The organism is Actinoplanes sp. NPDC051470 (assembly GCF_040682035.1).
Classification (GTDB): Bacteria; Actinomycetota; Actinomycetes; order Mycobacteriales; family Micromonosporaceae; genus Actinoplanes.
Genome location: NZ_JBFBAA010000005.1, coordinates 177,867 through 201,581 on the forward strand (window position 1 = coordinate 177,867; position 23,715 = coordinate 201,581).

At 71.2% G+C, this 23,715-nt stretch carries 23 protein-coding genes, 1 pseudogene and 1 riboswitch; of the genes and pseudogenes, 10 read left to right on the forward strand and 14 right to left on the reverse strand.

What is annotated here, in order from left to right; genetic code table 11:
• Positions 1 to 11: 11 nt before the first annotated feature.
• Positions 12 to 956 (reverse strand): aldo/keto reductase, encoded by a 945-nt coding sequence (locus AB0M54_RS11930; protein ID WP_364322650.1) that lies wholly within the window; start codon positions 954 to 956, stop codon positions 12 to 14.
• A 118-nt stretch (positions 957 to 1,074) separates the two neighbouring features.
• Here AB0M54_RS11930 and AB0M54_RS11935 point away from each other — a divergent pair, with 118 nt between their 5' ends.
• A complete protein-coding gene (locus AB0M54_RS11935; RefSeq protein WP_364322364.1) occupies positions 1,075 to 2,670 on the forward strand; it encodes a beta-1,3-glucanase family protein in 1,596 nt (531 codons plus the stop codon).
• Positions 2,671 to 2,673: 3 nt separating this feature from the next.
• On the opposite strand, the gene AB0M54_RS11940 is transcribed toward AB0M54_RS11935, so the two are convergent.
• Together AB0M54_RS11940 and AB0M54_RS11945 are read right to left on the reverse strand one after the other, a co-directional pair.
• Positions 2,674 to 2,814, reverse strand: coding sequence for a hypothetical protein (locus AB0M54_RS11940; RefSeq protein ID WP_364322362.1), 141 nt, complete (start codon positions 2,812 to 2,814; stop codon positions 2,674 to 2,676).
• Between the two features lie 14 nt (positions 2,815 to 2,828).
• Positions 2,829 to 3,311, reverse strand: coding sequence for an HIT family protein (locus AB0M54_RS11945; RefSeq protein WP_364470572.1), 483 nt, complete (start codon positions 3,309 to 3,311; stop codon positions 2,829 to 2,831).
• A gap of 62 nt (positions 3,312 to 3,373) precedes the next feature.
• On the opposite strand from AB0M54_RS11945, the gene AB0M54_RS11950 reads away from it, so the two are divergent.
• Genes AB0M54_RS11950 through AB0M54_RS11970 form a run of 5 tightly spaced genes read left to right on the forward strand, consistent with a single transcriptional unit; the run spans position 3,374 to position 6,826 of the window.
• The gene (locus AB0M54_RS11950) at positions 3,374 to 4,096 is read left to right on the forward strand and encodes a transporter (RefSeq protein WP_364322360.1); all 723 of its coding nucleotides are present in this window, start codon (positions 3,374 to 3,376) and stop codon (positions 4,094 to 4,096) included.
• On the forward strand, positions 4,093 to 4,410 hold the full coding sequence (locus AB0M54_RS11955) for a transcriptional regulator (RefSeq protein WP_364322358.1): 318 nt from the start codon (positions 4,093 to 4,095) through the stop codon (positions 4,408 to 4,410). The genes AB0M54_RS11950 and AB0M54_RS11955 overlap by 4 nt, the downstream gene beginning before the upstream one ends.
• Positions 4,407 to 5,279, forward strand: coding sequence for an ABC transporter ATP-binding protein (locus AB0M54_RS11960; protein ID WP_364322356.1), 873 nt, complete (start codon positions 4,407 to 4,409; stop codon positions 5,277 to 5,279). The genes AB0M54_RS11955 and AB0M54_RS11960 overlap by 4 nt, the downstream gene beginning before the upstream one ends.
• Entirely contained in the window at positions 5,276 to 6,016 is a 741-nt protein-coding gene (locus tag AB0M54_RS11965) for an ABC transporter permease (protein WP_364322354.1), read from the forward strand. Before AB0M54_RS11960 ends, AB0M54_RS11965 begins: the two co-directional genes overlap by 4 nt.
• Positions 6,017 to 6,067: 51 nt before the next feature.
• Entirely contained in the window at positions 6,068 to 6,826 is a 759-nt protein-coding gene (locus AB0M54_RS11970) for a VOC family protein (RefSeq protein ID WP_364470574.1), read from the forward strand.
• Here the strand turns inward: AB0M54_RS11970 and AB0M54_RS11975 are convergent.
• From AB0M54_RS11975 to mqnE, 8 genes and pseudogenes are all read right to left on the reverse strand, one after another.
• Positions 6,777 to 7,574: an ABC transporter ATP-binding protein gene (locus AB0M54_RS11975; protein WP_364470832.1), complete on the reverse strand. Its 798-nt coding sequence runs from the start codon at positions 7,572 to 7,574 to the stop codon at positions 6,777 to 6,779. The genes AB0M54_RS11970 and AB0M54_RS11975 overlap by 50 nt on opposite strands.
• Before the next feature lie 5 nt (positions 7,575 to 7,579).
• Positions 7,580 to 8,635, reverse strand: coding sequence for an iron ABC transporter permease (locus AB0M54_RS11980; RefSeq protein WP_364470576.1), 1,056 nt, complete (start codon positions 8,633 to 8,635; stop codon positions 7,580 to 7,582).
• The gene (locus tag AB0M54_RS11985; RefSeq protein WP_364470578.1) at positions 8,632 to 9,552 is read right to left on the reverse strand and encodes an ABC transporter substrate-binding protein; all 921 of its coding nucleotides are present in this window, start codon (positions 9,550 to 9,552) and stop codon (positions 8,632 to 8,634) included. The genes AB0M54_RS11980 and AB0M54_RS11985 overlap by 4 nt, the downstream gene beginning before the upstream one ends.
• A 93-nt stretch (positions 9,553 to 9,645) precedes the next feature.
• A riboswitch (cobalamin riboswitch) is annotated at positions 9,646 to 9,708 on the reverse strand.
• A gap of 28 nt (positions 9,709 to 9,736) precedes the next feature.
• On the reverse strand, positions 9,737 to 10,291 hold the full coding sequence (locus AB0M54_RS11990) for a TetR/AcrR family transcriptional regulator (RefSeq protein WP_364322346.1): 555 nt from the start codon (positions 10,289 to 10,291) through the stop codon (positions 9,737 to 9,739).
• Between the two features lie 60 nt (positions 10,292 to 10,351).
• A pseudogene (locus tag AB0M54_RS11995) lies at positions 10,352 to 11,626 on the reverse strand (M14 family metallopeptidase); the annotation flags it as partial.
• A 95-nt stretch (positions 11,627 to 11,721) separates the two neighbouring features.
• The gene (locus tag AB0M54_RS12000) at positions 11,722 to 12,018 is read right to left on the reverse strand and encodes a DUF4229 domain-containing protein (RefSeq protein ID WP_364322344.1); all 297 of its coding nucleotides are present in this window, start codon (positions 12,016 to 12,018) and stop codon (positions 11,722 to 11,724) included.
• 11 nt (positions 12,019 to 12,029) lie between these two features.
• The gene (locus AB0M54_RS12005) at positions 12,030 to 12,482 is read right to left on the reverse strand and encodes a hypothetical protein (protein ID WP_364322342.1); all 453 of its coding nucleotides are present in this window, start codon (positions 12,480 to 12,482) and stop codon (positions 12,030 to 12,032) included.
• 34 nt (positions 12,483 to 12,516) lie between these two features.
• Entirely contained in the window at positions 12,517 to 13,686 is a 1,170-nt protein-coding gene (gene mqnE / locus AB0M54_RS12010) for an aminofutalosine synthase MqnE (protein WP_364322340.1), read from the reverse strand.
• 288 nt (positions 13,687 to 13,974) lie between these two features.
• On the opposite strand from mqnE, the gene AB0M54_RS12015 reads away from it, so the two are divergent.
• From AB0M54_RS12015 to AB0M54_RS12030, 4 genes are all read left to right on the forward strand, one after another.
• Positions 13,975 to 15,627, forward strand: a complete 1,653-nt coding sequence (locus tag AB0M54_RS12015; RefSeq protein WP_364470580.1) for an NlpC/P60 family protein — start codon at positions 13,975 to 13,977, stop codon at positions 15,625 to 15,627.
• 204 nt (positions 15,628 to 15,831) lie between these two features.
• Positions 15,832 to 17,754, forward strand: a complete 1,923-nt coding sequence (locus AB0M54_RS12020) for a hypothetical protein (protein ID WP_364470582.1) — start codon at positions 15,832 to 15,834, stop codon at positions 17,752 to 17,754.
• Positions 17,755 to 18,279: 525 nt separating this feature from the next.
• Positions 18,280 to 19,824: a DEAD/DEAH box helicase gene (locus AB0M54_RS12025; RefSeq protein ID WP_364470834.1), complete on the forward strand. Its 1,545-nt coding sequence runs from the start codon at positions 18,280 to 18,282 to the stop codon at positions 19,822 to 19,824.
• 82 nt (positions 19,825 to 19,906) lie between these two features.
• Positions 19,907 to 20,539 (forward strand): putative glycolipid-binding domain-containing protein, encoded by a 633-nt coding sequence (locus tag AB0M54_RS12030; RefSeq protein ID WP_364470584.1) that lies wholly within the window; start codon positions 19,907 to 19,909, stop codon positions 20,537 to 20,539.
• On the opposite strand, the gene AB0M54_RS12035 is transcribed toward AB0M54_RS12030, so the two are convergent.
• The 3 genes from AB0M54_RS12035 to AB0M54_RS12045 all read right to left on the reverse strand — a co-directional run bounded on the left by AB0M54_RS12035 (position 20,523) and on the right by AB0M54_RS12045 (position 23,604).
• Positions 20,523 to 21,989 (reverse strand): hypothetical protein, encoded by a 1,467-nt coding sequence (locus AB0M54_RS12035; protein WP_364322332.1) that lies wholly within the window; start codon positions 21,987 to 21,989, stop codon positions 20,523 to 20,525. The genes AB0M54_RS12030 and AB0M54_RS12035 overlap by 17 nt on opposite strands.
• Positions 21,990 to 22,054: 65 nt before the next feature.
• Positions 22,055 to 23,152, reverse strand: a complete 1,098-nt coding sequence (locus AB0M54_RS12040) for a PLP-dependent cysteine synthase family protein (RefSeq protein ID WP_364322330.1) — start codon at positions 23,150 to 23,152, stop codon at positions 22,055 to 22,057.
• A 2-nt stretch (positions 23,153 to 23,154) separates the two neighbouring features.
• Complete coding sequence (locus AB0M54_RS12045; RefSeq protein ID WP_364322328.1) at positions 23,155 to 23,604, reverse strand: Lrp/AsnC family transcriptional regulator; 450 nt, start codon at positions 23,602 to 23,604, stop codon at positions 23,155 to 23,157.
• Positions 23,605 to 23,715: the final 111 nt, after the last annotated feature.

The window sequence follows — 23,715 nt, forward strand, 5'->3', positions numbered from 1 at the left end:
GCGGAGCGGCCTCAGCTCAAGATCTCGTCGAGCGCCGCCACGTCGGCGGCGGTGAGCTCCCAGCCACCGGCGGCGACGTTCTGCCGGATCTGGTCCGGGGTCGTCGCGCCGGCGATCACGCTGGTCACGGCCGGGCGGGCGGCCAAGCCGGCGATCGCCACGTCGAGCAGGCTGTGGCCGCGGTCGGCACCGAACGCGGTCAGTGCCTCGATGGTGTCCCAGTCGGCGCCGTCGAGCCAGCGCTGATAGCGGGGAAGCGAGAGCCGCGACCCTGAGGCCGGCTTCTCGTCCCGCGAGTACTTGCCGCTGAGCAGGCCGCTGTTGAGCGGGAAGAACGGCAGCAGCCCGAGCCCGAAGTGCTCGCAGGCCGGCACGACCTCCTGCTCGGCCTCGCGGGCCAGCAGGCTGTACTGGTTCTGCGCGCTGATGAACGGGGTCAGCCCGGCGGCCCGCGCGGTCCAGTCGGCGTCCGCGATCTGCCAGCCGGCGAAGTTGGAGTTGCCCAGGTAGCGCACCTTGCCGCTGCGCACCAGGTGGTCGAGCGCGGCGAGGGTCTCGTCGATCGGGGTGCCCGGGTCTGGCTCGTGCATCTGGTAGAGGTCGAGGTGGTCGGTGTCGAGCCGGCGCAGGGACGCCTCGACGGCCCGGATGATGTAGGACCGCGATCCGCGTACGCCGCGGTCGTTGCCGTTGAGGCCTTCCATGTCCATCCCGAACTTGGTGGCCAGCACCACCTCGTCGCGCCGACCCTTGAGCGCGGCGCCGAGGAACTCCTCGGAGGCGCCGTGCGGGGTGCCGTAGATGTCGGCGGTGTCGAACAGGGTGATCCCGGCGTCGAGGGCGGCGTCGACGACGGCGCGGGTGCCGTCGGCGTCGAGCTTGCGGCCGAAGTTGTTGCAGCCGAGCCCGACCACGGAGACCAGCAGGCCGGAGGGGCCGAGGCGGCGGTAGGTCATGTCGCTCATGAGTTCGAGCTTAGGTCGGGTCATAGATCGGCAATCATCTATTGACATTCTTTACTAAAAACATTCACGCTGTGAGAGCGCTCTCTCGTCCTCATCCCCGGAGGCTCTCGTGCGATTGCGACTGAGATCCCTACTCCTGTCCCTGTCCCTCGTGATTCCGGTCACCGCCGTGGTCGCCACCCCCGCACAGGCGATCGGCCCGGCCGTCCTCCCCGTCTCGGTGACCAACAACACCGGACGCGGCGAGGCCGTCTACCTCTACACGATCGGCGTCCAGCTCTCCAGCGGCCGACTCGGCTACGTGAACCAGGCCGGCACGTTCACCGCCTGGAGCGGTGGCCAGCTCCCGCCCTCGCCCGCACCGGACGTCGCCATCGGCGGACCCGGCAACGGCGGCACCACCACGATCAACTTCCCGCGCGGGTTCTCCGGCCGGGTCTACTTCTCCCTCGGCGAGAAGCTGAAGTTCTTCCTCACCCCGGACGGCCTGGTGCAGCCCGCGCCGTGGGCCGGCGGCGACCCCAACCGCAACATTCTGTTCGACTGGTCCGAGTTCACCTACAACGACGCCGGCCTGTGGCTGAACAGCTCGCAGGTGGACATGTTCGCGATCCCGCACGCGGTCACCGTGACCGGGGCGAGCGGCGCGACCAGGCGGACCGGCGACGTGGTCAACAACGGCCGCAACGCGATCATCGACGGCATCCGCGGCCAGTCCGGCTGGGCCAACACCGTGGTCAGCCGCTCGGACGGGACCGTGCTGCGGGTGCTCGCGCCGGGCAAGGCGGCCGAGGCGGGGCTGCTGGCCGCCAACTACTACGACTCGTACATCGCGTCGGCGTGGAACGCGTACACCGGCAAGGTGTTGACCGTCGTGCCGTTCGGGGACCAGCCCAACACCAAGTACTTCGGGCGTACGTCGGGCAACGTCATGAACTTCACGAACAGCGCGGGCCAGCAGGTGGCGTCGTTCAACCGCCCGTCCTCGGGCAGCGTCTGGGGCTGCGCCGGTGACCTGCCGGCACCCAACGACCAGGTGGTCGGCCCGATCTCGCGTACCCTCTGCGCCGCTCTCAACCGCGGCACCCTGGGCACCTTGGACACTCAGCCGACCCTCAACGCGGGCGAGTTCTACCGCAACAACCCGGCCAACCAGTACGCCCGGGTCATCCACGCGAACATGGTCGACGGCAAGGCCTACGCGTTCCCGTTCGACGACGTCGGCGCGTTCGAGTCGCTGGTGCACGACGGCGACCCGCGCTCGGCCGGCCTGATCCTCAGCCCGTTCGGCGCCGGTGGCTCGACCCCGCCGCCCACGCCGGCCGGGGTGCCGGTGATCAGCAACTGGAACAACCTCTGCGTCGACGTGCCCGGCGCCAACTTCGTCGACCGGGCGCCGCTCCAGACGTACACCTGCAACAACTCGGGCGCCCAGAAGTGGACGTTCGAGGGCGGCGCGCTGAAGACCGAGAACGGCAAGTGCGCCGACGTGGCCGACGGCTCCACCGCCAACGGCGCGGCGATCCAGCTCTACACGTGCAACGGCACCGGGGCCCAGCAGTTCACCCTCTCCGGCGCCGGTGACCTGGTGAACCCGCAGTCCAACCGGTGTGTCGACATCAAGGACTGGGTGAACGGGAACGGCGCCAAGCTCCAGCTCTGGGACTGCGCCGGAACCGCCAACCAGAAGTGGCGCAAGGGCTAGGCGTCACGCCACCAGGGCGCGTGCTTCCGGTAGTGGGAGCGCGCGCCCTTCGGCGTACAGGGCGTCGAACCGATCGCCCAGCGCCGACGACAGCCGATCCTTCGTACGCCGGAAGTCGTCGCCCGTCACAGCCGGGCCGGGCACCCGATGACCGCCGTTCAGCCGGTGCGGCCGGGAACGACCGCGCGGATCTGGGCGGCCAAGGTGGACTGGTCGGCGTCGTCGACCGGCAGAACGCCGTTCTCGGCCATCAGCGCGTGGTACTGCTGCTGGTCGTAGGGCACGCCGGGCGGCAGGGGCGCCAGGTGCCAGTGCAGGTGGGCGTTGCCCTGGTGGCTGCCCAGGGACAGGGAGTACATGCGCTCGGTCGGCACGACCTCGGCGATCGCCACGGCGACGCGGTGGACGACCGACTGGACGGCCAGGTAGTCGGCCGGGGGCAGGCGCAGCCAGTCCTCGAGGTGGCGCTTCGGGCACACCAGCGTGTAGCCCCGCAGCGTCGGCCAGCGGTTCAGGAAGGCAATCGTCGCGTTGTCCTCGTACACCACGTGGTGGTTGTAGTCGGGGTGGCCCGCGAGGAACGCGCAGATGAAGCAGGGGCCGGACCGGGCGCGGCGCTGGTAGGCCTCGATGTCGAACATCCCAGCAGGCTGTCAACTTTATGGCACAAACCTCTTTGACTTTGTGCGGTAAAGTTCTTTGCATGACGAGCGAGCACGATGACGACCTGCCGATGGACCCGGCCGAATCGCTCCGCCTGATCGAGCGCGAGCGGGCCGAGGCGGAACGCAAGCTGACCCCCGACCCGCGCGTCTTCCTGTGGCCCTGGGGCTTCGCCTGGCTGATCAGCTTCACCCTGTTGTTCCTGCGCTTCGGGCCGGGCGGGCGGGTCTTCGTCGACATGCCCGACTGGGTGCCCCTGGCCGTGCTGGCGGCGACGATGATCACGGCCGGCGCGTTCACCGGGGTGGTCGGCGCCCGCAGCGGGCGGTGGATCTCCGGGCCGTCCAGCCGGCAGGGTGCGTTCTACGGCATCACCTGGTCGGTCGCCTTCTTCGGGCTGTCCACGGTGCTCGGCCGGGTCAGCCAGTTCGTGCCCGACGGCGAGGTCAACCTGCTCTGGGCCGGCGCGATGGTGGCGCTGACCGGTGCGCTGCACATGGCCGGTGGCGCCATCTACAACGACAAGAACGTCTTCCTGCTGGGCGTCTTCATCAGCGCGATCAACGTGATCGGCGTCTTCGCCGGGCCGGGGTGGCACGCGCTGCTGCTGGCCGTGCTCGGTGGCGGCGGCATGCTGGCGGCCGGCGCCTACGCCAAGTCCCGCCTGCCGAAAGCCCAAAAAGCCGAGGCCCAGAACGCCGAGGCCGAAACCGCCGAGGCCCGAAACGCCGGGGCCGGGAACGCCGAGGCTGGGAACCAGTGAGCCAGACCGAGCTGCCGGAACTCGACCCGGTGATCCACGCCCAGGCCCGGCTCCGGGTGGTCTCGTCGCTGTCGATGCTCCGTGAGGGCGACCGGATCGCGTTCCCCCGGCTCCAGGAGATCCTGCGGATGACCGCCGGAAACCTGTCGGTGCATCTCCGCAAGCTCGAGGACGCCGGCTACGTCGAGGTGACCAAGACCCATCAGGGCCGGACGCCGGCCACCCTCGTCCAGTTGACCCGCCGCGGCCGGCTGGCCTTCGAGGACTACACCGCGGCCCTGAAAGCCCTGCTCAACCCCTCGGAGGAGCCATGACCCTGGCCCGCGCGATCAACGTCAGCCGCCGGTACGGCGACGTGCTCGCCCTCGACCGGCTGTCCCTCGACGTCCCGGCCGGCCAGCTGGTCGGGCTGCTCGGCCCGAACGGCGCCGGCAAGAGCACCCTGGTCAACCTCTTCACCGGGCTCCGCCGGCCGAGCGAGGGCACGGTCGAGCTGTGCGGCCGCGACCCGCGCCACGCGGCCGCCCGCGCCTCGCTGGGCGTGACGCCGCAGGAGACCGGGCTGCCGTCGTCGCTGCGGGTCGTCGAGGTCGTCGACTACACCCGCGCCCATTTTCCCAGGCCGCTCGGGCGGGACGAGGTGCTCGCCCGGTTCGGCCTGACCGATCTGGCGCGGCGGCAGACCGGCGGGTTGTCCGGCGGGCAGAAGCGCCGGCTGGCGGTGGCGCTGGCCTTCGTCGGCCGGCCCCGCATCGTGTTCCTCGACGAGCCGACGACCGGGCTCGACGTGGAGGCCCGGCGGTCGCTGTGGGACGCGGTCCGCGAGTTCCACGCCGACGGTGGCACGGTCGTGCTGACCAGCCACTACCTGGAGGAGGTCGAGGCGCTGGCCCAGCGGGTCGTGGTGATCGGGGGAGGTCGCGTGCTCGCCGACGACACGGTCGACGCCGTCCGCGGCCTGGTCGCCATCCGCCGGGTCAGCGTCTCGACGGCGTCGCCCGTACCGGATCTGCCCGGTGTGGTCGGCCGAGAGCGGGAGGGCGAGCGTACCCATCTGCTCACGCCGGACGCGGATCGCCTGGTCCGCGACCTGGTGGCCAAGGAAGTGCCGTTCGCCGACCTGGAAGTGCGTCCCACCTCGCTCGAGGAAGCGTTCCTGACTCTCACGGGGAGTGCCCGATGACCACGCTCGCTCTGACCCACGCCAAGTTCCAGTTGCTCGAGACCGTACGCATCCCGATGGCCCTGATCGGCAGCGCGTTCTTCCCGGCCGCGTCGATGCTGTTCTTCGTGGTGCCGTTCGTCGGCGACGACCCGGTCTACTCCACCTTCGCCACCGCCTCCATGGTCACGTTCGCGGTGATGACGACCAACCTCTTCCAGTACGGCGCCGGCATCGCCGAAGACCGCGCCCAGCCGTGGGACCCGTTCACCCGCACGCTGCCGGCCGGACCGGGACCGCGGTTCCTCGGCCGCATCCTGGCCGGGCTGGCCCTGATGACGATCTCGCTGATCCCGGTCGTGCTGATCGCCTGGCTGTTCACCGCGGCCACGATCACCTGGGGCGGTGCGCTGGCCGCGCTCGGGGCGCTGGCCGTGTCCGCGCTGCCGTTCACGCTGCTCGGGCTGGCCATCGGCTACTCGCTGCCGGCCAAGGCGGCGATCGTGACCGCCCAGCTGCTGTTCTTCCCGCTGGCCTTCGGCGGCGGGCTGATGACCGCACCGGGCGCGGCGCCGGGATTCGTCGAGAACATCGCGCCCTACCTGCCCACCGGCGGCGCGGCCCGGCTGATGTGGGCGGCGGTCGGCGACTTCCGGTTCGACCTGACCGCGACGGTGAGCCTGGTGGCCTGGACGATCGTCTTCGCTGGGCTGGCCGCATGGGCCTATCGCCGCGACGAGGGTCGGCGGTTCAGCTAGAAGTTCGACACTTAAGAGAGTCGAAAGGGGGGTCGGTGCCACCATGCGGAGATGACCGCACCGACCCCTGGCCAGCCTCTTTGGGTAGATCTCGGCACCTCGGACGTGAACGACGCGAAGCGCTTCTACACCGAGTTGTTCGGCTGGACGGCCCACGTGTCGGGCGACGACTACGGCGGCTACACGATCTTCAACCTGGACGGGCGGCCGGCGGCCGGTGCCGGACCGCTGTTCGGCGAGGGCCAGCCGACGGCGTGGAGCACGTACATCGCGACGGATGACGCCGACGACACCGCCATCCTGGTCGAGGACGCCGGCGGGAAGGTGCTCGTACCCCCTTTTGACGTGGGCGTCCAGGGCCGGATGGCGGCCTGCCTCGACCCGGCCGGCGCGCCCTTCACGGTGTGGCAGGCCGGCACGATGGCCGGCGCCGAGGTGGTCGACGTGCCGGGCGCGCTGACCTGGAGCGAGCTGACCACCCGGGACGTCGAGCGGTCGGTCGACTTCTACGGCCGGGTGTTCGGCTGGGCGGCGCGGGAGAGCCAGTTCGTGGGCCAGCCGTACGTGGTCTGGGAGCTGGACGGCCAGATGATCGGCGGCATGCAGCCGATGGTCGGCCCCGGCTGGCCGGACGACCTGGCGGCACACTGGATGCTCTACTTCGCGGTGCGGCACTGCGACGAGACCTCCGCGCTGGCCCACGAGCTGGGCGGGCACGTCGTCCGGCCGCCGATCAACTTCCCGATGGGCCGCTACGCGGTCATCGAGGATCCGCAGGGCGGGACGTTCTCGATCCTGGAGAGCGCTTAGGTATCACCACGGGTCCGCTCTCGCCCTCCAGCACGGTGACCCGGGCCCGGTAGTGCTCAGCCAGCAGGGTTTCGGTGAGCACCTCGCGCGGCGGGCCGGCGGCGACCACCCGGCCCTCGGCCAGCAGCACCATCCGGTCGGCGTACTCCCCCGCGATCGACAGGTCGTGCATCGTCGACAGGACGGTCAGCTCCCGCTCGCCGCGCAGCCGATCCACCAGGTCGAGCACCTCCTGCTGGTGACCGATGTCCAGCGCCGAGGTCGGCTCGTCGAGCAGCAGGATCGGCGCGCCCTGGGCCAGCGCCCGAGCCAGGAAGACCCGCTGCCGTTCGCCACCGGACAAGGTCTCGAGCCGCCGCCCCGCGAAGGCCTCCAGGTCGAGCGCGCCCAGCGCTTCGTCCACGGCCGACAGATCGGATGCCGATTCCCGGCCCAGCGGCGCGAGGTAGGGCGTCCGCCCGAGCAGCACGTAGTCGATCACGCGCATCCCCGGCGGCACCACCGGAGTCTGCGCGACCATCGCGACCGCGCGCGCCCGCTCCCGCCGCCTGAGCGTCTCGGCGCGCCTCTTTCCAAGATCAATTTCGCCGGTGTACGCGACCAGCCCGCCGATCGCCCGCAACAGGGTCGACTTCCCGGCGCCGTTCGGCCCGATGACCGTGACCCACTCGCCCGCGCCGACCCCGAGGTCAACCTCGTCGACGACGGTCGCCCCGCCCAGCCGCACACTCACCCGCCGCACACCGATCACCGTCACACCGCCCGGCTCCGGCGGAGCACCAGGATGAAGAACGGGGCGCCGAAGAACGCGGTCACCACGCCGATCGGGATCTCCGCCTCGCCGGCCGCGGTCCGCGCGACCACGTCGGTCAGCGCCAGGAACGCCGCCCCGAACAGCACCGACAACGGCAGGAGCGACCGATAGCTGGCCCCCGACAGCAGCCTCAGCGTGTGCGGGACGACGATGCCGACGAAGCCGATCAGCCCGGACACCGACACGGCCGCCGCGGTGCCCAGCGAGGCCGCGATCAGCAGCAGGTAGCGACTGCGCTGCGGGTGCAGCCCCAGCGACGCGGCCTCCTCGTCGCCGACCGTGAGGACATCCAGTTCCCGGCGCTGGGAGAGGACGATCAAACCCGTCACCACGAAGTACGGAAGGATCAGCAGCACGTCGTGCCAGCCGGCGGTGGCCAGCCGCCCGAGCAGCCAGCTGTAGACCTGGCGGAGCGTTTCCACGTGCTGCTGCATCAGATAGGTCTGGGCCGCGGCCAGGAACGCCGACACCGCCACCCCGGCCAGGATCAGCGTGGCGGGGGTGCGTTCGCGGCCCCCGGCCGCCCCCAGGATCCAGGTCAGGGCCACGGCGAGCAGCGCGCCCAGGAAGGCCGCCGGTGGCACGCCGATCGGCAGGTTGGCCGTGGCGTCGCCGCCGTCGGTGGTACGGGTGGCGATCACCGCGGTCACGCCGAGCCCGGCGCCGGCCGCGACGCCGAGCAGGTGCGGGTCGGCCAGCGGGTTGCGGAAGACGCCCTGGTAGGCGGCGCCGGCCAGGGCCAGCATCGCGCCGACCAGCAGCCCGAGCACCACGCGCGGGAGGCGCAGCTCGGTGAGGATCGCGATCTCTCGTTCGCTGAGCCCGCTGTGCAGGCGTACCCCGGGAACGAGGTTGAGAAGCTCGGCCGAGACGCTGCCCGGCGGGAGCCCGACGGGCCCGAGCGACACCCCGGCGACCAGCGCGATCGCCACCGCGGCCAGGCCCGCCGCCACCCAGCGGAGCCGCAGGCCGGCCGGCCGCGGCCGATCGGTCACGACATCCCGTCCGCGACCGACCGGAGGAGGTCGACGACACGCGGTCCCCAGCGGGAAGCGATGTCGTCGTCCAGGGCGATCACCTTCCCGGAGGTGACCGCGGTGATCGACGACCAGCCGGTGCGCGCCTTCACGGTGGCCGGGGACTGCTTGCAGCACTTGGTGTCGGCCAGCAGGATCAGCTCGGGGTTGGCCTTGACCAGCGCTTCCGGCGAGAGCTGCGGGTAGCCGCCCTTGCTGCCGTCGGGGTCGGCGGCGTCGGCGACGCTCTTCAGCCCCAGCCGCCCGAGCAGCGAGCCGACGAACGTCTTCGAGGTGACCGTGTAGAGGGTCGGGTCCAGCTCGTAGTAGTAGGTCATCGGCTTGGTGCGCTTCGGCACGGAGGCGGCGATCCGGTCGATGTCGGCGCGCATCCGGCCGGTCAGCGCGGTGGCCTCGGCGGGGTGCCCGGTCAGCGTGCCGAGCTGCTCGATCTCACCGTAGGTCTGGTCGAGGTCCCGGGCCGACGGGGTCAGGAAGACCGGGATCTTGAGCGTACGCAGCTGGTCGACGATCTTGTTGAGGTCGTCGGAGAGCACCACGAGGTCGGGGTTCTTCCGGGCGATCGCCTCGGCGTTGGGCTTGAAGCCGGACAGGTCGGTCCGGGGCGCCCCGGCCGGGAACGTCGACTGGTCGTCGACCGCGGTGACCTGCGGTCCCGCGCCGATCGCGAAGAGCATCTCGGTCGCCGTCGGTGAGAGCGAGACGATCCGCTCGGGCCGTTGGGCCAGGGTCAGATCGCCGACCGAGACCGGGTACGCCGGGCCGGCGCTCGCCGAGGGCGGCGACCCGGCGGGGGTGTTGTCGCCCCCGGCACAGCCCGCCAGCAGCAGCGCGGCCGAGGTCAGCAGCGCGGTCAGCACACGTCGTCGTTGCATGGTTCCTCCTGTCGACGGCTCGCCGACAGGAGTGGCCCGCCCGCGAGGCGCCCCTTCCCCGGGGGCGCTGGTTCGCGACCGGCGTCCAGGCGACCTGGCTCGTCCCCCGGGCCCGGGGGCATCACAGTTGCGGGACAGCGCCGGGATCACACCGGCTTCGCTGGAACGCGGTCTCGGGTAGAACCTAACGCAGGCTGCGGACGCACATGTCGATGAGTTGGTCGTACGACTCGTCGACGTCGAGGTCGAGGCCGAAACCACCGCCGGCCTCCAGGGTGGCGAAACCGTGGGCGGCGGCCCGGAGCCGGCGGATCGCGTGGGTCGCGGTGGCTTCGTCCATGGCGTACGCCCGCATCACCGCGACGAACACCGCCAGGATCTCCGCCCCCGCTCGGGCCAGCGGAGTGTCCCGATGCAGCGGGTCGAGCGGCACCAGCGTGTAGCGGGCGTTGTGGCCGACGACGTACGCCCGGTAGGCCCGCAGCAGCGCGATCACCGCCTCGTCGCCGGACCGGCCCATCACCTCGGTCGCGAAGATCGCGGTGATCTGCCGGGTGATCCGCTCGGCCATCAGTTCGCGCAGGTCGGCCAGGCTGCCGACGTGTTTGTAGAGCGAGGGCGCGGCGACCCCGGCCCGGTCGGCGACGGCGGCCAGGCTGAGCGCGTCGAGGCCCTTCTCGTCGATCAGCGCGAGCGCGACGTCGACCACCGCGGCTTGCGACAACCCGGCCCTAGGCACGGAAACTACCTGTCATAGCCACCAAGCTAGGACAGGTAGTTTCCCCGGGCAAGCCGGTCAGCAGTACGTGGACTGCTTGTTGATCACCTTGTACGGGCAGTCCGCCACCTCGGCCAGTTGCAGCGCCGCCGTCCGGTTCCGGCTCGTCTCGCGCGTGATCACGCTGGCCGGCGGGTAGAAGCCGCCGCCCGACGAGGAGGTCGGGTACATCTCGAAGGTGTACGCGAAGATCTTGTGCGTGCCCCACAGCCAGTCGAGCAGGTCACCGTCGGTGATGTAGAGCGCACTGGACTGCTCGGGCGTGTAGTTGTTCGTCGCGGCCATCTGGCGGCCCAGCGTCGAGAACGTGTTGTTCTGGTCGGTGTTCATGCCCTCGCCGGTGCGCGCGTTGGTGTAGCCGAAGGGCCAGAGAACCAGCTCCGAGTACGTGTGGAAGTCCATCGCGGCCTTGATCTGCTGGACCCCGCCGACCACCCGGCTGTTCACGAAGTCGCGGATCACCCGGGTCTCCGGCGCCGAGAACGCCTGCGTCCCCCGGTAGGTCTCGGACCCGGTGCTGCCGGACGAGCCGCCGCAGCAGCCCCACTTGTAGCCGTAGTTCCGGTTCAGGTCGGTGCCGACGTTGCTCGAGCCGCTGTTCGGCTGGCGGTTCTTGCGCCACGAGCGGTAGCTGCCGGTCGCCACGTCGTACTCGGAACCGTCCGGGTTCACGGTCGGGATGATCCACAGCTCGCGGCTGTCCACGACCGACCGGACCCGGCTGTCCGAGGCGTACCCGCTGGTGAACTGGTTGAGCAGGTAGAGGGCCATCTCCACGGTCAGGTGCTCGCGGGCGTGATGGTTGGCGTCGTAAAGGACCTCGGGCTCGTTCTCGTCCGTGCCGACGTTGTCGGAGATCTTCACGGCCACGATCTGCCGGCCCTCGTACGAGGTGCCGAGCACCCGCTTGCTGGCGATCGACGGGTACGCCGCGACCACGCGGTTCACCTCGGCGATCGTCTCGGCGTAGTTGTGGTAGGCGGCGTCCCGGGGCGGGAAGTCCATGGTGGAGGCCTTCTCCAGGGCCTGGTCGGGCAGCTTCTCGACCTTGAAGCCCTGGGACCGCAGGGTCGCGACCTCCGCGGCGGTGGCGGTGATCTCGACCACCGCGTGCTGCACGCCGTCGATCGCGGCGCCGCTGCGGGCGATCTGGTTACGCGACGCGGCGGTACGCACGTCGAACACTTCGTACTGGGCGGACTGCTCGGCACCGGGCCCGGCTTCGGCCGGTCCGGCCGCGACCAGGGTGAATCCGGCCAGAGCGGCGACCACGGCCGCCGTGACACGTCGTCTCATGAACGACCTCCGAGGGAATGGGGGTTTCCGACACCCCATCACCACGGATAGACGACTGGCAATATCCCGGCTGGCACCTACCCCGGCAGGATGCCCTATTTCTCGACGGACCGGGGCTCGGCGGCCCGATCACCCTCGGCCGCGGCCGACTCGTCGCCGGCCAGCGCGGCCCGCAGCCGGTCCTTCTCGGCCTTGCGCCGGTCGGCCACCGTGCCCAGCCGCTCGGCCATCTGGTCGCGCCACTTCGCCAGCAGGAAGTACGACGCGATCGCCGACAGCACCAGCGCGATCATGGCCTTGATCAGGATGTTCAGCGGCACCGGCAGGAGCAGCACGAGGAACAGGAAGAACAGCCCGAACCGGCCGAGCGTGTACTTGAGAGCGGGATTCACAGCAATCTCCCTCAGCCGGCCCGATGGCGCAGCCACCGCAGACCGTAGAACCAGACGGCGCTGTAGACCACGGTCAGCGCGAACGCGCCGATCGCACCGCTGACCAGCGCCGGGAACAGGCCCGCGGCCAGGCCGGCCAGCGTCATCCCGGCCGCGACGCCGAACCCGAGGCCGAGCAGGCCGACCACGACGCGGCCGCCGCCCCACCCGGCCGCGCGGAACTCCTCGGTGAACAGCCACACCGGCAGGACCAGCGCGATCCAGCCGCTCGCGTCGCCGAAGTCGGAGAGCCGCACCAGCGACAACAGGCCCTCGATGACGAGCAGCACGACGAACCCGGCGAGCAGCCCGGCCAGCGCCGTCCCGACCAGGTCGGGGAAGGTGGCCAGGCGGCCGTCGGCATCGCGGCGGAGGCGCCGCTCGCTCGGCTCGGCGCCTTCGGTCTTCTTCGCGGCTTCGGTCATGACAAACCGAGGGTACGCGGCCGGCCCGGGAGCCCTACGCCCAGACCTGCTGCGGCTCGCTGCGCCGGTCGGCCAGCGTCGGCGGCCGGTCGTACTCGCGCACCACCTCGTACCTGGTGTTCCGCTCGACCGGCTGGAAGCCGGCGTCCCAGATCAGGTTGAGCAGGTCTTCCCGGTGCATGGTGGTCGGCGTGCCGTACGAGTCGGCATCATGGGTGATCTTGTATTCGACCACCGAGCCGTCCAGATCGTCGACGCCGAAGTTCAGCGACAACTGGGCCACCGACAGGCCGTGCATGACCCAGAAGCACTTGACGTGGGGCACGTTGTCGAAGAGCAACCGGGACACCGCGAACGTCTTCAGCGACTCGGCCGGCGCGGCCATCGTGGTCTGCGCCTGGATCCGGTTGCGGACGATGCCGTCCTGCGCGTCGACGAAGTCGTGCTGGTAGCGCAGCGGGATGAAGACCGCGAAACCGCCGGTCTCGTCCTGGAGCTCACGCAGCCGCAGCACGTGGTCGACCCGGTGCCGGTGCTCCTCGATGTGGCCGTACAGCATGGTGGCCGGGGTCTTCATGCCCTTGCTGTGGGCCAGCCGGTGGATCCGCGACCAGTCTTCCCAGTGACAGTTGTGGTCGACGATGTGCTGCCGGACCTCCCAGTCGAAGATCTCGGCGCCGCCGCCGGTCAGCGATTCCAGGCCGGCGTCCATCAGCTCGTCGAGGATCGCGTCGGCGGGCAGCCCGCTGATCTTCTCGAACCACTGCACCTCGGTCGCGGTGAAGCACTTGAGCTTGACGTTGGGCAGCGCCGCCTTCAGCTCGCGCAGCACCTTGGGGTAGTACCGCCAGGGCAGGGTGGGGTGCAGCCCGTTGACGATGTGCAACTCGGTGAGCTGCTCATCCTCCATCTCCTTGGCCTTGCGGACGGCCTCGTCGATCCGCATCGTGTAGGCCGCCTTCTCCCCCGGCTTGCGCTGGAAGGAGCAGTAGGCACAACTGGCCGAGCAGACATTGGTGAGGTTGAGGTGCCGGTTGACGTTGAACATCACCCGGTCGCCGTTGGTCTCGGTGCGCTTGTGGTGGGCCAGGCGGCCGAGCCAGGCAAGATCGTCCGTGGCGTACAGCGCCTCGCCGTCGGCCCTGGTCAGGCGTTCACCCGAGTAGACCTTGGCCTCCAGCTCACGCTTCAGACCGGCGTCCATTGGTACCTCCCTCTCTGCCCCTTCGTGCGAGCGTACGTCCCTGGCTCGCCGGCACCACGTGGCGCATGATGGACGCGGCGTAGGTCACCCCGGCGGAGCACCGATTCTCAGGTTCCTTTCATCTTCGATCGATCGACAGCGGTACGCCTGGTGGGGTATGACCTATATGGGGGAACGGACAGCCTCGGAAAGCGCCCTACCGGGTGGCGCCGAGCGGACGGGGAGCTGATGGCGACATACCGAGGGGCAGATCGACTTCGACGTGCGCGGCCTTGGTGGCGTCCGTTGGTGTTGACCGCTGCCGCGGCCACCGCTATCGCCGCTCTCTTCCATCCCCTCGCGGCCCAGGCCGCCCCGAACGTCCCGGCGCCCCCGGTGGCCCCGGCCATCCCCGACGCCGGCTCCCGCCCCACGCCCATCGGCACCCTTCTGATGCCCGGGCAGACCTCGAGCACCCCCACCACCACGACCCCGGTGACGCTGCCCGGCGTCGCGGTGGCCCCGATCCTGCAAGAGCAGGAAAGGAAACAGAACGAGATCAACACCCTCGGCGACCAGCTGATCAAGCTGGGCGAGGACCGCGATCTCGCCAAGACGCAGGCCGACACCGCGGGCGCCAAGCTCACCGCCGCCCAGGCCGCGCTGACCCAGGCCCAGCACGACGCCGCCGCGGCCGCCGCCGCCGCGGTGCGCGACCAGGCCGCGTTGCCGCCCGGCCTGCCCGGGTCCGGCCTGGCCGACCTCGACGCGCTCTCCCGAATGCAGCGTGGCGAGACCTCCTCCGACGAGGCGGCCAACCGCCAGCTCGCGCTGATCCAAGACGCACAGACCATCGCCTGGGCCGAGCAGACCACCGCGTCGGCCACCTACACCGACCTGCAACAGAAGTGGACGACCCTCAAGGCGACGATCGGCACGAAGCAGAAGGCGCTCGACAAGTGGCGGGCCGACCACGCCGAGGAGCTGACCGCGGCCGAGGCCACGGCAACCGCCGAAGACGCGCGTCTCGGCGCCAACTACATGGACGGCACGTCCTCGGGGCGCGGCGCCGACCCGAAGGCGATCAGGGCGCTGACCATCGCGCTCAAGCAGATCGGCGATCCCTACGTCTGGTCCGAAGAGGGCCCAGACCAGTTCGACTGCTCCGGTCTGATGTATTACTCCTACAAGACCGCGGCCAAGCAGGACGACAAGTTCAATCTCGCCCGGGTGTCCCGCGATCAGTACTGGCAGCTGCGCAACCGGGTGGTCGACCGCTACTCGCTGCTCCCCGGCGACCTGCTCTTCTTCAGCTCGAGCAACAGCTGGACGGGCATCCACCACGTGGCCATGTACGCCGGCGAGGGCAAGATGGTGGAGGCGCCGCGGACCGGCCTTGACGTGCGGCTCACCCCGGTCCGGTGGAGCCGGCTGTTCGGCGCGACGCGGGTGTTCGGCTCGGTCGACCACCCGACGCAGGGTCCCGACCTGAACAACCTGCCGGCGCCCGACAACGGGAACGGCGGCACCGGTAACGGCGGCAACGGCACGACGCAGCCGCCGGCCACCACCAACCCGCCGACCACGACCAACCCGCCGAGCGGTGGAGGCACCACGCCACCGGGCAACGGCGGCTCGACCCCGCCGGGTAACGGCGGCTCCACGCCACCGGGCAACGGCGGTTCCACCCCGCCGGGTAACGGCGGAGGCTCGACCCCGCCAGGCAATGGCGGAGGCTCGACCCCGCCGGGTAACGGTGGTGGCTCCACCCCGCCGAACAACGGTGGCGGCGGCACCACCCCGCCGGCGAACGAGCCCGACCCAGACCCGCCGAAGGAGACGCCGCCGGCCGAGGAGACGGAAGAGCCGCCTCGCGAGACGACGCCGCCGGCCGAACCTGAGCCGACCGAGACGTCCAAGGCGGCCGATCCGACGGAGTCGGCGGGCTCGGACGGAAACTGATTCGCGAACCGGCAGAAGCGCCCCGGACGACGGGGCGCTTCGTCGTTTCCCCTGGGTGAGCGCTTTCGGCGGAAACCCGGACACTTGATCCACTTCGCTAGCCTTGCCGACGCCGGGTGCGGGCACCCGCGCCGATGTGGCACGGTTAGGAAACAGCGCCCGACGCTTCCACCAGGTGTCGGCACGCGGCGGTCGGGAGGACCCATGGACGAGCAGCAGGCGCCGGCAGACAGCCAGGGCAACGCGCCTCGAGCTGGGCGGACACCGACCGGGGACAGCGACAAAGGGTACGAATTGCCGCCTCCGCCCGGGCCCGGCGCCCTCTGGGGCGCGTCCGGCAGCGACCAGTCCGCGTCCGATCCGTCCGATGGGTCGTATTCCTCCCGGCCGGCCTCGGTTCCGCCCGCGAACACGCCGGCCAGCGGCAGGTCGGGCCGCGCGTCCGTGCCCGGCCGGGTCGACGCGCCGGGCGGCACCAGCCGGCCGATGTCGGCCACCCCCGGCGCCGGTGCGGCCCGCGCCTCGGTTCCCGGCGGTGCGTGGGATGCCGACCCGGCCGACGCGCCTGCCCGCTCGTCCGGCAGCGCCAAGGTGTACGGCGGACGCCCGAGCGCGACGTCCCCCGAGCCGGGCGATCCCGACCAGCCCGAGCCCAACCGGCCTGACCCCGAGCCCAGCCGGCCCGATCCCGAGCCCAACCGGCCCGACGAGCCGGCGCCCGGCGACCCCGAGCCTGACCGCCGGCCGGCGCCCGCGCCGCGACCCGGCGAGCCGAGCCGGCCGCCCGAGCCGTTCAAGCCGTTCGACCCGCCGGAGCCGGTCTCGCCGGCGCCGAACCCGTTCCCGAACCCGTTCCCGTCGCCGCAGCCGCCCGGCCCGTCGCCGATGCCCCCGCGCCCCGACCCGTACCCGACGCCGCAGCCGGGCCCCTCGCCCGTGCCGCCGGGCCCGGGTCCGTCGCCGATGCCGCCGGGTCCCGGCCCGTCGCCGATCCCGCCCGGCCCCGGTCCGAGCCCGGTTCCGCCCGGCCCCGGCCCGTCACCGGTGCCCGGGCCACCCCAGCCGGTCTTCCCGCCGCCGCCGACGATCTCCAGCCCGGCGGCCGGCGGGCCGCTGCCGTCCTACTCGATGCCGCCCGGCGTCCCGCCGGCGCAGTGGTCCGCGCCGCCGCCGGTGAGCTACGGGCAGCCGACCAGCGGCGCACCGGCCAGCAGCCCGCCGGCCGACTGGGCCCGCCCGTCGAGTGGCGCTCCCGCGAGCACGCCGCCCTACAACTCCAGCGCGCCGCCCTACAGTGCGAGCACGCCGCCCTACAGCTCCAGCGCGCCGCCATACAGCACGAGCACGCCGCCCCATAACTCCAGCGCGCCGCCGTACAGCACGAGCACGCCGCCCTACAGCTCCAGCGCGCCGCCGTACAGCTCCAGCACGCCACCGGCCGAGGCGACCATGCCGTTCCGCCCGGGCGCCGGCCAGCCCAACGAGGCCACCGCGCCGTTCCGCCCGGGCCAGGGCAACCCGTCCGCCGACGCCACCGCGCCGTTCCGCCCCGGGGCGGGCACGCCGTCGGCCGACGCGACCATGCCGTTCCGGGCTGGAACCGGGACGCCGGGTGGGCCGGCCGCGGACGAGACGATGCCGTTCCGCGCCGGGACCGGAGTGCCCGGAATGGGCGGTGCGGCGCCGGCCGCCAACCCGCCGTGGAACGTCGCGCCGCCGCCCAGCCAGGCGCCGGCGTGGAACGGCCCCTCCTCCGGGGTCGGCGCGTCAGACGCTTCCGGTCGCCCGTTCGGTGGAGTCCCCGCCCAGGTGTCCAGCCCATTCCACGGGCCAGGATCGGGCGTGCCCGGTCAGCGGATGGACGGCACCGTCTACGGCAACGACTCGCCGATCGACATGACCATGCCGGTCAACACCAACTCGCTGGAGAACTCCGGGTCGCTGACCGGGCACATCCTCGCCCAGGGCTGGGACAAGGGTGTCGACACCAACCGGCGCAGCAACGTCAAGGTGGGCATCGCGATGCTCGTGGTGCTGCTGGTGATTCTCGGCATCAGCCTGTTGTTCGTCTTCACCGTCGGCGACGCTTTCACCGACATGATGAACGGCGTGTTCGGCAAGGAGTGAATTTGCCGCTACGCAGCTATACGCCCTAAGCTGGCGCGGTTGCGCCGAAGGTGAGTCTGCCCACTACCGGCGCGGATTATTCGCGGGTGCGCAAACGTTGACCCGTACACTGATGGCAGTAATTTGACGCGGCGTGTCCCCCGGTTCACGCCATGGGCGTTCTTGCAGGCATGACGGCGGTCGGTCGATCGAGTCCTCACGGACACGTACGAGACCCGCGGCGGGCCATTCGCGAGCATGCGCCCCCGTAGAGAGGTTCTCTTGACCACTTTCGCCGACCCGAACACTTTTCCTTCCGTCTTCGAATCCCCCACGGTGGACACCGCGGTGAATTCCGAGCTCGCGGTCAACTCCGAGCCCGCGGTCAGCACCGAGCAAGCGAAGAACGCTGAGCCCGCGATCGACATCGAGCCCGCGGCCGAGACTGAGCCCGCGGCCGACATCGAGACCGCGGCGGTCATCGAGGCAGCAGCCATCGACGAGACTCCGGTCATCGAGGCGACTCCGGTTACCGAGGAGACCGCGATCGCCGACGAGACCCCGGTCATCCCGGTTGCCACCTTCGGCGACCTCGGCCTCCCCGCCGAGCTCGTCCGCGTCCTGACCCGCGAGGGCATCAGCTCGCCGTTCGAGATCCAGACCGCCACCATCCCCGACGCGCTGGCCGGCCGTGACGTTCTCGGCCGCGGCCAGACCGGCTCCGGCAAGACCCTCGCCTTCGGTCTTCCGCTGCTGGCCCGGGTGGCCAAGGGCGGCCGCGCCGTCCCGCACCACCCCAAGGCCCTGATCCTGGTGCCGACCCGCGAGCTGGCCATGCAGGTGGCCGACGCGCTGATGCCGCTCGGCCGCGCCGTCGGCGTCTTCATCAAGACCGCGGTCGGCGGGGTGCCCTACGACCGCCAGATGGACGCGCTGCGCCGCGGCGTCGAGGTCATGGTCGCCACGCCGGGCCGCCTCGGCGACCTCATCGAGCGCGGCGCCTGCAGCCTCGACCAGATCGAGGTGTCGGTGCTCGACGAGGCCGACCAGATGGCCGACATGGGCTTCCTGCCCGAGGTCACCGAGCTGCTGGCCAAGACCCCGGCCAACGCTCAGCGGCTGCTCTTCTCGGCCACCCTCGACGGTGACGTCGACATGCTGGTCAAGCGCTTCATGCACGACCCGGTCACGCACTCCACGGACCCGTCCGAGGCCAGCGTGTCCACGATGGATCACCACCTGCTGCTGATCCCGCCGCACGACAAGTTCCCGATCACGGCCTCGATCGCCAACCGGGCGGGCAAGACGATCGTCTTCGCCCGTACCCAGATGGGGGTCGACCGTCTGCAGGAGCAGCTGCGCGCGGTGGGTGTGCGCGCGGGCGCGCTGCACGGCGGCAAGACCCAGCGGGTCCGCACGAAGACGCTGGCCGAGTTCAAGGAAGGCCGCACCAACGTGCTGGTCGCCACCGACGTGGCCGCCCGTGGCATCCACGTCGACGGCATCTCCCTGGTCGTCCACGTCGACCCGCCGAAGGACCCGAAGGACTACCTGCACCGCGCGGGCCGCACGGCTCGGGCCGGCGAGTCCGGCGCCGTGGTGACGCTGGTTCTGCCCAAGCAGCGCCGCAGCACCAGCTCGATGATGGCCAAGGCGGGCGTGGCACCCGACGAGGTGCGGGTGCGCCTGGGCGACGAGCGTCTGATGGAGATCACCGGCGCCCGCGAGCCCAGCGGCATCCCGGTGGTGGAAGAGCCCGAGCAGCGGCGCGACCGCACCGAGCGGCCCAAGCGGTTCGGTGACCGGCCCCAGCGTGGCGGCTACCGCGGCGAGCGTCCCTTCGCCCGCGGCAGCGACCGTGGCGGCGAGCGCACCGCCGGCGAGCGTACGTTCACCGGCGGCAGCGGCACCGGCGGTGGCGAGCGGCGGGTCGGTGGCGAGCGCACCGCCGGCGAGCGCACCGCCGGCGAGCGCAACTTCGGCGACCGGGCGGCCCGCGGCGGCAACTTCCGGCGCAACGACCGGCGTGAGCCGACCAACGGCGACCGCCGGTTCAGCAGCCCGCGCCCAGCGCGGAGCAGCAACTACTAGGCGACACAGCACCACGTAGCACCAGGTGGTTTCCGGCCGGGCCCGATGCGGGCCCGGCCGGAACCCGTTACCGTCGGTTCCTATGCCGACTCTGCCCGCCGCACGGTTCTGGGAGCGCCGGGATGTGCCCGGCGTCGAACACACGCTGGTCGACGCCCGTGACGGTCTGTATGCCCGAGGCACCCAGCAGGCCATCGATCCGATCCCCTACACGGCGCGCTACGAGATCCAGACCGACCCGGCGTGGGCCACGGTCCGGGTGGACGTGTCGGCCGAGGGCGCGGGCTGGGCCCGTACCCTGCGCCTGGAGCTTGCGGCCGGCCGCTGGCGGGTGACCACCGGCGAGCAGGGCAATCTCGACGCGGTCCTGACCTCGGCCGGGCATGCGGCCGCCGGCCTGCCCGGCACCGAGGACCCCGACCTGCTCTACGGCGCGTTCGACGTCGATCTGACCGGCTCGCCGCTGACCAACACGCTGCCGATCCGCCGGCTGGGCCTGCTGACCGCCGAAGCCGGGGTGGCCCACCGGATCAGCGTGGCGTGGGTGCGGCTGCCGAGCCTCGAGGTGGTGCAGGCCGACCAGATCTACACGCCGTTTGGCGACGGGGTGATCCGGTTCGCGTCGGACACGTTCAGCGCCGACCTGATCGTGGACGACGAGGGGTTCATCACCGATTACCCGACGCTGGCCCGGTGGGTCACGCCGTCTTCTTGATCCAGGTCAGGCAGCCCTTGTCGACGGTGGCGAACGGCAGGCCGTACGCCTCCCGGGACGCCATGTCGTAGGTGTTGTCCTCGCGCAGCGTCAGCTTGACGAACTCGAACAGCTTGCGTTCGCCGTACGTCTGGGCCATGCAGTCGATCGCGAAGTGGGCGAGCCCGTAGAACTGGTCGCCGGCCTTGTCACTGGCGTCGTCGGCCAGCGCGCTGGCGGCGATCGTCTTCGGCTTCCTGGCCTTGCGGAAGGCGTTGCGCACGCCTTGCCGCCGCCAGCTGTCCTTGGCGTGCCTGGGCGCCCAGCCGATGTATTCGGCCACGCCCTCGCTGAGCCACTGGTCCTGGCCGAAGTCGCGGGTGGACACTCCGCCGACCGTCACCACGTGACCGAGTTCGTGCTGCACCGTGGTCTCGAGCAGGCGTTTGTCGCTCAGTTCGCTCATCCGCAGGACGACGTCGGTGCCGGCGTTGTTGAGCGGGACCGCGTACGCCACCGTCCACTTGTCCTCGATGCCGCCGTACCAGGACTTCCAGACCTTGTCGTCGGCCAGGTAGACGCGGTAGCGCTGCTGCGGGTTGCCGACGAAGGCGGCGTACCGGTCGTTGATCACGGCCGCCTTCTCGGCCACGGCGAGCACCCGCTTCAGGTTCTTGGCCTGCTTGGGGGTGGCCGCCACGGTCACCCGACGACCACGCTCGAAGACCAGGTCGCCGCTCTCCCACGGCATCGGCTGGAGGTAGTTGGGCTCCTTGATGTTCGACAGCGAGGTGATCACGTATCGACCGCCGACCGGCTTGAGCGTGAGGGCCTGCTCGGCGCGCGGCGGCCCGGTGTCGGAGCTGGAGTTGAACTCGGGGCAGGTCGGCCGGCTCAGGCAGAACGCGGCGGACACGCCCATCAGCACGGTGGTGCCCTTGCCGCCGTCGCGCTGGTAGGCGTGGTACTCGAACTGGCTGACGCCGAGGCCCCGCAACGAGGTGAACATCGTGCGGTAGCGGCTCTGGAGCATGCGTGACTTCGGGTCGACGGCCGCGAGCCAGCCTTTCTGGTCGCCCTTGAGCAGCGCGGCCGTCTGTTGCTGGAGCGACGCCTCGGCCTGCTCGAAGGGTGTGGCCGGCGGCTTCGCGCCGGCCTCGGCTGCGGGGACCGGCGCGGTGGAGGGCTCCGAGCGCCCGGGCGCGAACGCGATGATCCCGGTGGAGACGGCCACCGCGAGCGCCAGCACGCCGGCCGAGACCCCGACCGCCTTGCGCGAGACTCCCCGCGCGGGCGGCGGGGCGAAACTGGCCGGCGGGTTCACCACCTCGAAGGGCGGCGCCGGGGTGAAGGCCCCCGGCGGCGCGGGCCACGCCGGCTCGGGCCAGACCGCCCGCGGCTCGGGCCGCGCCTCCGGCCGGAGGGGTGGCTCCGGCCGGGCGAGCGCCGGAGAAGGTGAATCGTCTTCCACGTCTGGAATCCAACCAAATCTCGGGCGCGCGCGCCGCCCTTCGCTCGGTCAGTTTTCAGCGGGAGTCAGGGAACCGAGGGCCACTCGCCGCCGGCCAGGAAACGGTCGATGACCCGCCGGTGCGGCGTCAGGTCGAGGCCCTGCGCGGCGACCCAGGCGTCCGAGTAGTAGGTGTCGGCGTACCGTTCGCCGCCGTCGCAGATGAGCGTCACCACCGACCCCTGGCGGCCGGTCGCCCGCATCGCCGCGATCAGCCCGAACGCGCCCCACAGATTCGTTCCGGTCGATCCGCCCAGGCGCCGGCCGAGCACCTCCGACCCGGCCCGCATGGCCGCCAGCGACGCCGCGTCGGGCACGTGCACCATCCGGTCCACCACGGCCGGCTGGAACGACGCCTCGACCCGGGGCCGCCCGATCCCCTCGATGCGTGAGCTGCGGCCGGTGCAATGATCAAAATCGCCGCTGAGGTACGCCGGCCAGAACGCCGAACCCTCCGGATCGACCACGCACAGCCTGGTCGGGAAGCGGCGGTAGCGCGCGTAGCGGCCGATGGTCGCGCTGGTCCCGCCGGTGCCCGCGCCGACCACGATCCAGGCCGGCACCGGGTGCCGTTCCAGGGTCAGCTGGGCGTAGATCGACTCGGCGATGTTGTTGTTGCCGCGCCAGTCGGTGGCCCGCTCGGCGTGGGTGAACTGGTCCATGAAGTGCCCGCCCAGGTCGGCGGCGAGCCGGGTCGCGGTCGGCACCACCGTGGCCGGGTCGTCGGCCAGATGGCACTTGCCGCCCTGGAACTCGATCAGCGCGACCTTCTCGGGCGAGGTCGACGCCGGCATCACCGCGATGAAGGGCAGGCCGAGCATCCGGGCGAAGTACGCCTCGCTGACCGCGGTCGAGCCGCTGGAGGCCTCGACCACGGTGGTGTCCGGCCCGATCCAGCCGTTGCACAGGGCGTACAGGAAAAGGGATCTGGCCAGTCGATGCTTGAGCGAGCCGGTGGGGTGCGAGGACTCGTCCTTCAGGTAGAGGTCGACGCCCCACTCGGCCGGCAGCGGGAAGGGCAGCAGGTGGGTGTCGGCGGAGCGGTTGGCGTCCGCCTCGACGTGGGCGATGGCATCACGGGCCCAGACCCGCGCGGCTTCGTCACCGCGGTCGAGCTGATCCATTTCTACCCCAATCCGGGCTGCGGCCGGTTCTCCCACTTGGTGCTGAGCGCGATCGCGGTGCGGGTGGAGGCGACGCCGGGCGTCCGGTTGACCCGCACGATCAGCTGCTCGAGCTCGGCGATCGTGCCGACCCGCACGGTCAGCTGGTACGACTCGACGCCGGCCATGAAGTAGCAGGACTCGACCTCGGGCATCCCCCGCACCGCGGTCAGCACGTCGTCGGTGTCGGCGCCGGAGTCTTCGACGATGCCGATCAGCGCGGTGACGCCCAGACCGATCTGTTCGTGGTCGACCTCGGCGCGGTAGCCGCGGATCGTCCCGGCGGCCTCCAGCTTGCCGACCCGCTCGTGCACGGCCGGGGCGGAGAGCCCGACCTTGCGGGCCAGCTCGGCGTACGACGAGCGAGCATTCTCTCGCAGCAGGTCGATGAGCCGGCGGTCGATGGCGTCCATGGTTTCAGACCCTAAACTGCCGGTGCGCGTGGTTGTCTTGCGGAGGGGCAGCCTCACACCGCGTAGCAGGGTTAGGGTGCCAGGATAATGATCACTGTCGCAATCGGCTCT